General features: G+C 42.4%; 13 protein-coding genes and 1 pseudogene. 9 read left to right on the top strand and 5 right to left on the bottom strand.

Annotated features, from left to right (window positions below; genetic code table 11):
* A partial coding sequence (locus BN98_RS07535; RefSeq protein ID WP_040942867.1) for an ATP-binding cassette domain-containing protein occupies nucleotides 1-1,151 on the top strand: 1,151 nt, incomplete at its 5' end.
* Between the two features lie 6 nt (nucleotides 1,152-1,157).
* Here the strand turns inward: BN98_RS07535 and BN98_RS08430 are convergent.
* Genes BN98_RS08430 through BN98_RS08770 form a run of 3 tightly spaced genes read right to left on the bottom strand, consistent with a single transcriptional unit; the run spans nucleotide 1,158 to nucleotide 1,659 of the window.
* On the bottom strand, nucleotides 1,158-1,445 hold the full coding sequence (locus tag BN98_RS08430; RefSeq protein WP_019189333.1) for a hypothetical protein: 288 nt from the start codon (nucleotides 1,443-1,445) through the stop codon (nucleotides 1,158-1,160).
* Nucleotides 1,358-1,546 carry a recombinase zinc beta ribbon domain-containing protein gene (locus BN98_RS08775; protein ID WP_242826692.1) on the bottom strand — a complete coding sequence of 63 codons (189 nt, stop codon included), beginning with the start codon at nucleotides 1,544-1,546 and terminating at the stop codon, nucleotides 1,358-1,360. Before BN98_RS08775 ends, BN98_RS08430 begins: the two co-directional genes overlap by 88 nt.
* Complete coding sequence (locus BN98_RS08770) at nucleotides 1,543-1,659, bottom strand: recombinase family protein (protein ID WP_242826691.1); 117 nt, start codon at nucleotides 1,657-1,659, stop codon at nucleotides 1,543-1,545. The genes BN98_RS08775 and BN98_RS08770 overlap by 4 nt, the downstream gene beginning before the upstream one ends.
* A gap of 133 nt (nucleotides 1,660-1,792) precedes the next feature.
* Between BN98_RS08770 and BN98_RS08700 the strand changes: the two genes are divergently transcribed.
* Together BN98_RS08700 and BN98_RS08615 are read left to right on the top strand one after the other, a co-directional pair.
* Nucleotides 1,793-1,915: a hypothetical protein gene (locus BN98_RS08700; RefSeq protein WP_338045875.1), complete on the top strand. Its 123-nt coding sequence runs from the start codon at nucleotides 1,793-1,795 to the stop codon at nucleotides 1,913-1,915.
* A 607-nt stretch (nucleotides 1,916-2,522) separates the two neighbouring features.
* Complete coding sequence (locus tag BN98_RS08615; RefSeq protein WP_242826690.1) at nucleotides 2,523-2,723, top strand: hypothetical protein; 201 nt, start codon at nucleotides 2,523-2,525, stop codon at nucleotides 2,721-2,723.
* A gap of 103 nt (nucleotides 2,724-2,826) precedes the next feature.
* On the opposite strand, the gene BN98_RS08260 is transcribed toward BN98_RS08615, so the two are convergent.
* Together BN98_RS08260 and BN98_RS08355 are read right to left on the bottom strand one after the other, a co-directional pair.
* Nucleotides 2,827-3,039: a helix-turn-helix domain-containing protein gene (locus BN98_RS08260; RefSeq protein ID WP_195891114.1), complete on the bottom strand. Its 213-nt coding sequence runs from the start codon at nucleotides 3,037-3,039 to the stop codon at nucleotides 2,827-2,829.
* Between the two features lie 66 nt (nucleotides 3,040-3,105).
* Nucleotides 3,106-3,990, bottom strand: a pseudogene (locus BN98_RS08355) (DDE-type integrase/transposase/recombinase); the annotation flags it as partial.
* A 105-nt stretch (nucleotides 3,991-4,095) separates the two neighbouring features.
* On the opposite strand from BN98_RS08355, the gene BN98_RS07510 reads away from it, so the two are divergent.
* The 6 genes from BN98_RS07510 (at nucleotide 4,096) to BN98_RS08255 (ending at nucleotide 10,202) form a co-directional block, all read left to right on the top strand.
* Nucleotides 4,096-4,446, top strand: coding sequence for an ArsR/SmtB family transcription factor (locus BN98_RS07510; RefSeq protein WP_019189338.1), 351 nt, complete (start codon nucleotides 4,096-4,098; stop codon nucleotides 4,444-4,446).
* 68 nt (nucleotides 4,447-4,514) lie between these two features.
* Nucleotides 4,515-6,869 (top strand): heavy metal translocating P-type ATPase, encoded by a 2,355-nt coding sequence (locus tag BN98_RS07505; RefSeq protein WP_019189339.1) that lies wholly within the window; start codon nucleotides 4,515-4,517, stop codon nucleotides 6,867-6,869.
* A gap of 16 nt (nucleotides 6,870-6,885) precedes the next feature.
* Complete coding sequence (locus BN98_RS07500; RefSeq protein ID WP_019189340.1) at nucleotides 6,886-7,404, top strand: DUF6921 family protein; 519 nt, start codon at nucleotides 6,886-6,888, stop codon at nucleotides 7,402-7,404.
* 10 nt (nucleotides 7,405-7,414) lie between these two features.
* The gene (locus BN98_RS07495) at nucleotides 7,415-7,954 is read left to right on the top strand and encodes a hypothetical protein (protein ID WP_019189341.1); all 540 of its coding nucleotides are present in this window, start codon (nucleotides 7,415-7,417) and stop codon (nucleotides 7,952-7,954) included.
* Nucleotides 7,951-9,495 (top strand): FAD-binding protein, encoded by a 1,545-nt coding sequence (locus BN98_RS07490; RefSeq protein WP_019189342.1) that lies wholly within the window; start codon nucleotides 7,951-7,953, stop codon nucleotides 9,493-9,495. Before BN98_RS07495 ends, BN98_RS07490 begins: the two co-directional genes overlap by 4 nt.
* Complete coding sequence (locus BN98_RS08255; RefSeq protein ID WP_019189343.1) at nucleotides 9,492-10,202, top strand: succinate dehydrogenase/fumarate reductase iron-sulfur subunit; 711 nt, start codon at nucleotides 9,492-9,494, stop codon at nucleotides 10,200-10,202. The genes BN98_RS07490 and BN98_RS08255 overlap by 4 nt, the downstream gene beginning before the upstream one ends.
* Nucleotides 10,203-10,422 lie beyond the last annotated feature (220 nt).

The raw sequence follows: 10,422 nt of genomic DNA, 5'->3' as shown, positions 1-10,422 counted from the left end.
GCAAGGCAGAAGATGAGGTCGCCCTTGTCGGAGAGAACCTCGGCATGCCGCAGGCGGAACTGAGAAAACGGGTGAAGAAAGCTTTTGAGTACATGAGCATTGCTCACTTAATGGATAAAAATTTGAATGAACTTTCCGGCGGAGAAAAACAGCGGGTAGCTATTGCCTCTACCTTAGTTTATGACACAAAGATTATTTTCTTTGATGAGCCTTCAGCTTCCCTTGATCAAGAAGGTATCCGAGATTTGCAAGGCATCCTGAAATTGCTCAAAGCGTCGGGTAGAACCATCATCATCGCCGAACACCGACTATATTTTTTGGAGGATCTCTACGATAAGCTCTATGTCATGAAAGACGGAACTTTTATCAAAGAATTTGATGCGGGCGAACTAAAATCATCCGATTGTAAAGACTTGGGACTTCGAGCGATAGATTTTTCCGCACTTGTTCCGCACAACACGACAAAGGCAGGTGAGCGTGTTTTTTCTGCGAAGGATGTTCATGTCTCTGTAGGCAAAAAAGAACTCATCTCGAATTTATCCTTCGACTTACATTCCGATGAAATCATGGGGATTGTCGGCACAAATGGTATCGGAAAAAGCAGTTTAGGTCGTGTTCTCTGCGGACTTGCCGGCAAGAAGCAAGATATTTCATGGGGAAAAACTCAGCGAGAACGACTGAAAAATACCTACTACATGATGCAGGATGTAGACTACCAGCTGTTTTTTGATACCGTAGAAAACGAGGCGCTCGCAAACGGCAAAAAAATAAGCGATGCTTATTTGGCGGAGGTTTCTTGGATCATTAAGCATATTGATCTTTGGAATAAACGCAGCGAGCATCCGCAAAACTTATCCGGCGGGCAAAAGCAAAGGCTGGCTCTCGCCAATGCTTTTTTGAGTGAAAAGCAAATTCTTATTTTGGATGAGCCGACCAGCGGTTTGGATTACATGCACATGGATAAAATCGCCGAGCTTATCTTTGAACTTGCCAAAGGTCGCCCGACACTTATTATTACGCATGACATCGAACTATTACTGAAAGTCTGCCGGACGGTCCTTCTGATCAAACAAGATGGATATGAGAAACTTGATTTACAGACGGCAGAATATCATAAGCTCATTTCTTATTTTGAGCAGATGATGAAATAACGGCGGCTAAGAGCAAATCTCGCTGCCATTTCTGAAGGTTATGCGGATATCTTCTTTGCTGAATACCGTGATGTGATCTACAAGAGCACAGTAGCTCTGTTCGTCGAATGTTTGCAGAAGCCTGTCTTGTTTTTGTAGCTGCTTCAGGCAGAACTTGGTATCGGCTATGGTCGCCTGCATCTTTTTGAGCTTTCCTTCGACCTTCGCTAAGGCCGCCTTTTTTTCATTGTAGAAGCGTGCCAGATCTTCGTACTTTGCTTGATACTCGCTCTGGTCTTGCAGTGCCTGTTGCATTGCCAGATGACCTGCTTGTATTTGTCGTTGGAATGCCAGACTTTTGAACCGAGCCTTGTTCCGCATTCACCACAGTAGACCTGGCCGGAGAAAAGTCTCACGCCACTGTGTCTTCCTTTTCGTTTTTGCGCCGTTCCATCTCGCGTTGTACGAGTTCCCACACCTCCGGTTCAATGATGGCTTCGTGGTTTCCGGAGACGTAGTACTGCGGAATTTCGCCTTCGTTTATCTTGTGCTCTTTGGTAAGAAAGTTCGTGGTAAAGGACTTTTGCAGGAGCGCATCGCTTTGTATTTTTCGTTGGTAAGGATGGATTTATGGCATGGGCAAAAAAGCGAGGCGATATGGAGTGAACAACGATCCATTTAAGGAATATATCAAAGAATCCGAGCGTGCCTTCAGCTTTACGCCGAATGACTATATCTCCATTCACAGAAAGCTGTTTACTGGTATCTATTCCCACGCCGGATGAGATCATCTACCACCTTGCGTTTTTTGTTTCCAGACTGTGGCAGATCTATGTTTTCGGTGAGGGCAACACCAGAACGATGGCGGTATTCTTTCCGCTGCAAAACCGGACATTGCATAGCAGCGGCACTTTTAAGGAAACAGAAAAACTGGACATTGAAACTGCAAAACCGGACATTGACGATCTAAAACCGGACACGGAAAAGGCAAGTATCGCTTCCGGCAGCAGTAGAGTTGAGTGGATGGGAAATCACAGGTTTTCGGACATATTCCCTCAGAGCGAAGTCTTGAGGCGATTGGGAAATCTGTGCGGTTGCTTTATTATAGTAGGAACAAGCACATCGACCTGTTTCCGAGAACGAGCGCGGTCGAGAAAATGGCAATTTTGAGGTTAAAATGGGTGTGGATATGTTTCCGAGAACGAACGGACTGATTTTCCGTGGATTGCCCGATTATTTGACATCCATCTGGAGCAATCGAGCCATGTTGAGACTGTTGCTCTTTTGTCCCACCAAAAAATCGAGAAGGAGATCCTTATAGCGTACGAACCCCGAGAAAATGAGATTATACCTTATAAAGACGCTACTTATGAAGAGATAAAGTCGTGGATTATGAAGGAGTACGGTTTTAAGGTAAGCAACCTATATATTGGTCAAGCCAAGGAAAAATTTGGATTGGAAAAGAGGGGAAACTATAACGTGAGCAAAAAAGAAAAGCAAGTTATCCCGCAGTGCCCCGAAGAAAAGATGGAAGCAATAAAAACAGCTTTTGCGCACTTCAAAATGCTGGATTTATGGAAAAAAGAAAATTAGGAAGCCGTGGTCCATTGAGCAAATTAAAAAGGCTCATTTAAGACATGCTGCGCTGATCGAGAGCGACTAAGACAAAACATGCACATCTTCTATCCACCACGGATTACTTACTTATAAATTCAACAACATCGTTGGGTGAGCAATCTAAAACAACACATAATTTCTCTAATGTAGCAAGAGTTATGTTTTGATTTTTCTTTAATCTATCCAATGTTTTATTGTCAATTCCGGCCTGCAATAACCTGTACTGAGAGACTTCCTTATTCTTCAAGGTATTCCATAACGGGCGATAGCTAATAATGATAATCCTGTACATTTGTAAATGATGTGAGACCAAAAACAGGAGAGAGAATTTCCTGTATGCTACCCTATTGATGGCGGGTTAACCCGCCATCAATAGGGCACGTTTTTCCATAGGCGTTAACCACCCCAAGGTCTGCATAGGCAACCGATTCGACTTATATAAATAGCGCTTCATTTGTACCAGTAAATCCTCGTAGCTGTAGAAAGACAAGCGCGCGTAGAAGCGCTCATTGTCATTGCGGTGACTCCGTTCTACTTTGCCATTGTGTCTCGGCGTCCTTGGGCGAATCAGCTGGTGGACAATGCCCTGTTCCTGGCAATAAAGATCAAAGGGGTGCGTTCGCTGTGTCTCACGGAAATGGGTAAATTCAAAGCCATTATCTGTCTGTATGATTTTTGGTTGATAGCCAAAATGTTTGATGGCCATTTTGATAAATTCCACACTGGAGTAGGAAGACTGCTCGCGGAAGGCGTAGATAAATCGCTCCCTACTGGCTTCGTCAATGACTGTGTATTGATAGAACTTGTCGGGCATTTTCCCTACATAGCAGGCCCTGGGAACATATTTCACATCGAGTTGTCATTTTATGCCCAGATTTTTCGGTGTATCGTAAGGCTTTGGCACGTATGCCTTCTTCTTTGTCGGTTTTTCCTTGTAGAAACCTTGCTTTCGAAGAAAACGAAAAAGGGAGCATGGATGACGCTGATAGCCACGTTGAAACTTGAGTTTCGCGTACAATTCTATGAGGGAGATGGTTGGACTTCGTCGGATGAAATTCTTTATCCAGGTTTTTTCCTGCTGTGTATGGGCATTCGGATGCGGCGTTTTTGGACGATGTGAGCGGTCTCTTAGGGAATCGATCGTTCCGTCAAAACGACGATTCCAGCGCATGAGAGAGGCTTTCGAGATCTTGTAGCGGCGAACAACAAATTTCACTGACCATCCCAAGCGATAGGTTTTAATCGTAAAATTTATGGGGAACTAACATCAGCTTATTGACATAAATTTAGAAATAAGTACAATAATAGTTCAGTAATTGTTCAACTATTATTATTTGAAGGTGAATATATGTCAAAAACGTCTTATATTTGTAATTGCGATGTAATTCATGAGGATATTGTGAATGATGTGAAATCCAAGATGCAGCCAAAAGATGATTATATCCAGTTGGCTTCTTTGTTTAAGCTATTTGGAGATGGAACTAGAGTACAAATCTTACACGCTCTAGAACAGAGTGAGATGTGTGTATGTGATCTTGCAGTGCTACTGGGGGTAACAAAATCTGCAATTTCGCATCAGTTAAAGGCATTACGCCTAGCGAATCTGGTAAAATTCCGTAAAGAAGCACAGATAGTTTACTACTCGCTGGCAGATGATCATGTGAAAGAGATTATTGACAAGGGATTTGAGCATCTTTAGCAGAAACAATATTTTTTAATATTATAGTTGAGTAATTGAGCAATTAAACAAATTATAAGGATATTATCATGAAACGCATATTTCTATTAAAAGGGTTGGACTGTCCGAACTGCTCCGCAAAAATTGAAAAAGAAGTCGGAGAATTGGATGGAGTACAATCCTCAGTTGTAAATTTGATGAAGCAGACGCTGACAATCAATGTTGCTCCAGCTGCCGCAGATACGATAGCCAGTCAGATTGAAACGATTGTTCATAGTCATGAGCCCGATGTGGAAGTTCAGGAAGAAACCGTTATGAATGTTACAAAGAGTTATTCGTTAAAAGGATTGGATTGTCCGAATTGTTCTGCAAAAATTGAAAAAGAAGTCGGAGAATTGGATGGAGTACAATCCTCAGTTGTAAATTTGATGAAGCAGACGCTGACAATCCATGTTGCTCCAGTTGCCGCAAATACAATAGCCAGTCAGATTGAAACGATTGTCCACAGCCATGAGCCAGATGTAGAAGTTTCCGAAATTGCACAGGAAGACTATATACCTGCAAAAAAACAGGATACCAATACATCCTATAACAATGAGGACAAGAAGTTGACGATTCGTTTAGCGATTGGCGCAGCAATCTATGGTATTGGTATGGCATTGACAGTTTTTGCGAAAGTGCCACTGCCTGTCGAGTTAGTTTTTCTCATTGTCTCCTATATTATTCTTGGCGGGGATGTTGTATGGCAAGCTGTGAGGAATATTTCAAAGGGACGTGTGTTTGATGAACATTTCCTGATGAGCGTTTCTACGATTGGTGCTTTTGTCATTGGTGAATATCCGGAAGCAGTTGCTGTTATGCTGTTCTATCAAATTGGTGAATTTTCCCAGTCATTGGCTGTTGAGCGTTCCAGAAAATCTATATCAGATTTAATGGATATACGTCCGGATTGTGCTACAGTCAGAAGGAACGGAGAATTGATTACCATATCTCCTGAAAGTGTTGCCATTGGCGAGATTATTATTGTAAAGCCTGGTGAAAAAATCCCATTAGACGGTGTGGTATTGGATGGAGATTCTATGCTGGATACGAGGGCTTTAACTGGAGAATCGGTTCCGAGAAGCGTTCATAAAGGAGACGAAGCACTTTCCGGTTGTATGAATCAGACAGGTGTTTTAACGATTAAGACAACGAAAGTATTTGGTGAATCTACTGCTTCAAAGATTATTGATCTTGTGGAGAATGCGTCCAGTAGAAAAGCACCAACAGAAAATTTCATTACTACATTTGCACGTTATTACACTCCTGTTGTTGTAATCTTAGCAGCTATTTTGGCAATTCTGCCACCGATCCTTCTTGGTGGAGGTTGGACAGAGTGGATTCGCAGAGGATTTGTTTTCCTTGTGGTATCTTGCCCATGTGCATTGGTCATTTCAATCCCGCTGACTTTCTTCGGAGGTATTGGTGCGGCATCTAAACGAGGTGTTCTTGTAAAAGGAAGTAATTATTTAGAGGCGCTTAATAATGTCAGCATTATTGTGTTCGATAAAACTGGAACACTTACAAAGGGTGTTTTCAATGTGACTGATATTCTGTCTGCCAATGGATTTTCAAAAGAACAGGTTCTGGAGTATGCGGTCCAGGCAGAGAGCTTTTCTAACCATCCTATTGCAAAATCCATTCTCTCTGCTTATGGAAAAGAAATTGACCAATCACTTATCTCTGATTACAAGGAAATTTCCGGATATGGAATCAGTGCCATGGCAGGAAAGAAGAAAGTTTATGCTGGCAATACGAAACTTATGGATTCAGAGCATGTGGAGTACACAGCCTGTGAAAAAGTTGGTACAAAGGTTTATGTAGCAGTAGATGGTCAATATGCCGGATGCATTCTGATAACAGATGAAGTAAAGCCGGACAGCAAAAAAGCAATTTCTGATTTGAAACATATCGGTGTGGAAAAAACAGTCATGCTTACTGGTGATGATGAAAAAATCGGAAAGGCTGTTGCGGAAGAATTGCAGTTGGATGAATATTATGCACAACTGCTTCCTGATCAAAAAGTGGAAAAGGTTGAGCTTTTAGACAGTAAAAAGAGACAGGGAAGCAAATTAGCTTTTGTTGGGGATGGTATCAATGACGCTCCTGTCCTTGCTCGTGCGGATGTTGGTATCGCAATGGGTGGTCTTGGTTCAGATGCGGCCATTGAAGCTGCGGATGTGGTTCTGATGACAGATGAACCATCTAAGCTGGTGGATGCGATTGATGTGGCAAAAGTGACAAAGCAAATTGTCATGCAGAATATAGTGATTGCCCTTGGAATTAAGAGTGTGTTCCTGATCCTTGGTGCTCTGGGTATAGCTGGAATGTGGGAAGCTGTATTTGGTGATGTAGGCGTTACCATAATTGCCGTTTTGAACGCAATGAGGATTTTAAAAAAATAAGAAACAAGGTGGCAATGTGAAACGGAAATTGATTCTGTTAGCAGTTACAATTGTTTTTCTTGCAGGTTTCGGTGTACTTTTGCACTCACCGCCCTCTATGATTGATGCAGTCACAGGAGTAACACCGAAAGCAAAAAAAGCTGCCCAAGCCGCCGCACGGTTGGAAGGCTCTTATGTTCTCGGTATTAATATGATGTCAGATGGTCTCGACAATGAGAACACCCGGAATAAATTAAAAGAATTGGCACTGGACGATTCGAAAACAAATGAAACAGATCTCATGAAAACGGACATTAGTTTTCGGTTATATGTATCTGAGACGGATTATCCGCTTGTCAGTTATGCTAAGAAACTCTGTGATAGGTTGAAACAGGCCGGTTTTTTCGTAGATCTGAAAGAGTACAGTAACACAATGATGCTATCAAGAGTGGTAAGTGGAAAGTATGATGTATTCCTGTCATCGGATGATTTTATTGACGTTACAACGCTAACACAGATGGACTATATGATTATGGACAGCAAAGAAATGAGGTGAGCGGGAATTTATGAGAAAATGGAATACGATTTTGTCTATTTTAATGCTTCTCATTTTTATGATTCATGGAATCATGGGCAGCTTTATGCTGAACGGAGTTGGAAGTAGTGCAGGGAAACTTCTTGCATGGATTGGTGTTGGTATTCTTGTTGTGCATACGGTGATTGGTGTCATCCTGACGGTTCAGAGTTTACAGACAGCGAAGCAATCAGGAAAAATGTATCTGAAACAAAACGTCATATTTTGGGCGAGACGAGCCAGTGGGATGGCAATACTGATTCTGTTGTTATTCCATATTGGCTTGTTTGGAAAGGTGCAGAATGGGACATATATTTTGTTCCCTTTTACAACTGTAAAGATGGTAACTCAGCTTTTGTTCGTAGCGGCAATCTTTGTTCATATTTTTATCAATATCCGCCCATTGCTCGTATCACTGGGAATCATCAGTTATAAAGAACGAAGGAGTGATATTTATTTGATCCTTTCGGTGCTTCTTCTTTTTATAGCGGGAGCGGTTATTTTATATTATATTCGGTGGCAATATCTATGAGTAAGACAATTATTATTATAGGTGCTGGACTGGCAGGACTTTCAGCGGCTTTGCAGGCAGCGGAAAATGGATGCAATGTAAAACTGGTTTCCTCCCTTCCGTCAGAGCGGGCACAGTCTGTTATGGCCGAGGGCGGTATCAACGCAGCTTTGAATACAAAAGATGAAAACGACAGTCCCGAAGAACATTTTACAGATACAATAAAGGCAGCATGTGGTCTGGCAGATCCAAATGCAGTTTGGGGAATGACACAGGCAGCACCGGAGCTGGTGCACTGGCTGCTAAAACTTGGAGTTAAATTTAACATGAGTGGCTATAATGATGTGGATCTGCGGAATTTTGGCGGGCAGAAAAAGAAACGGACTGCTTTTGCACAGAGCGATACCGGGAAGCAGATCATGACAGCTATGATAGACGCTATTCGCAGGAAAGAAGCATCTGGTATGGTAGAACGGTTCAGCCATCATTCTTTCCTAACACTTCGTCTGTGTGGCAATATTTGTTGTGGCTGCGTAATCAGGGATGAATACAGTCAGGAGACTGTGGAATTACCGGGGGATGCGGTTATTGTTGCCACCGGTGGTATGCACGGATTGTTTGGAAATACAACGGGTTCGCTGAGCAATACAGGAGAAGTCACCGCAGAATTGTTTCGGCTTGGTGTTCCTCTGGCAAATGGCGAGATGATCCAGTATCATCCGACAACTGTGAAATGTGGTGGAAAACGCATGCTCATCAGCGAGGCGGCCAGAGGGGAAGGTGGCAGGTTGTTTGCCATGAAAGATGGAAAACAATGGTATTTCATGGAGGAAAAATACCCGGAGCTTGGAAATCTGATGCCACGAGATATTACCGCCAGAGAGATATGGAAGGTCAGCCATGAATCAGAGGTATTTCTTGACATGACGGAAATATCGGAGGAGATTATTTCAAATAAGCTATCTGGTCTGGCAGACGATTGTATGACCTATCTGCATAAAGATATACGAAAGGAACCGGTGTCTGTTTTACCGGGAGTTCACTATTTTATGGGAGGCATTCTGGTGGATGAGCAGCACAGAACGCCGATTCAGAATCTTTGCGCTGCCGGAGAATGCTGTGCCCAATATCATGGTGCCAACCGTCTTGGTGGAAATTCTCTGTTAGGAGCGTTATACGGAGGGCGTGTTGCGGCAAAATCAGCATGCGAACAGGCAGATGTAGTAGATCTATCTTGTGCGACACAGATAGATTTTCCGCCAGCGTCTCAAATTTCAGAAATAAAGCAATTAAACAAAGTGATGCAGGAGACTATGGGCGTTGTCAGAAATGAGAATACGTTGTTAAATGGGATTCAAACGGTACAAGCGCTTACAGGAAATCTTCCATTGCTTGGCATGGCAGTTCTAAAGAGTGCTCTTGCAAGAAAAGAAAGCCGTGGTGCACACTGGCGGGAGGATTATCCGAAGAGCAATGACGATGATTACCTTAAAACAACGGTAGCCAGATTTGATGGAAAGCAGATACAGATTTCCTTTGTACCTGTTCCAGAAAGGCAGTGATTCACTTGGTATATAAAATAAGAATCAGGCGGCAGGAGAGTCAGAAATCAGACAGTTATTGGCAGGAATTTGAGTATGACGGAAGCAAAAAAAGCTCTGTTGCCACTGTTCTAAAGGAATTGAACAGTAGAACCCCTTTGAAAGATAACTCAGGAAACATAGTTACTCCCATCAGCTGGGAATGTAGCTGTATGGTGCGAAAATGTGGGGCTTGCGCCATGCTGATTAACGAACGTCCGAGGTTGGCATGCTCTACATTTCTACATACGTTAAAAGGTTCTACAATCATCTTGGAACCTTTAAGCAAATTTCCGCTTGTAAGAGATTTGATCGTTGACCGGTCAAATCTGTTTGAAAATTTGAAAAAACTGAACCTTTGGCTTGAAAGTGAAGCTTATATGAGTTCGTGGACACATGAACCGAGATACCAGTCGGCACGCTGTCTGATGTGTGGCTGTTGCCTTGAAGTGTGTCCTAACTTCTCTGCAAATGGGACTTTCGCAGGCACTGTTGCTGCAGTCAACGCATTTCGGATTCTGAATGAAGAACAGGAAAGCACTCATTTGAATGAGATTTCTGCTGAATATAAGAAGAGATTTTTTGAAGGATGCGGGAAGTCGTTATCTTGTCATGATATTTGTCCGATTTGTCTGCCTGTGGAAGAACTGCTTGTAAGGTCGAATGCAGCGGCTGTTTGGGGCAAATAAAATGGATGATAAAAGCTATAATGAATGTATGAAGAGAATCAAAAACTTGATTCTCTGATTTTATTGAGGAATATGGGTTTTCAGTAGTTGAAATGAAATTGATATATGGAGGTCTTGCACCGATCGGTGTAATGATTGCTCAAAAAGCATCTTAACAGATTTTGCTTTTGCGTTTAAACTATCAAGATTATAAGAAATCTAGAAATTTCTTCTATTCCGT

Source organism: Levyella massiliensis (assembly GCF_000308275.2).
GTDB lineage: Bacteria > Bacillota > Clostridia > Tissierellales > Peptoniphilaceae > Murdochiella > Murdochiella massiliensis_A.
This window is presented reverse-complemented; position numbering and strand designations above follow the sequence as displayed.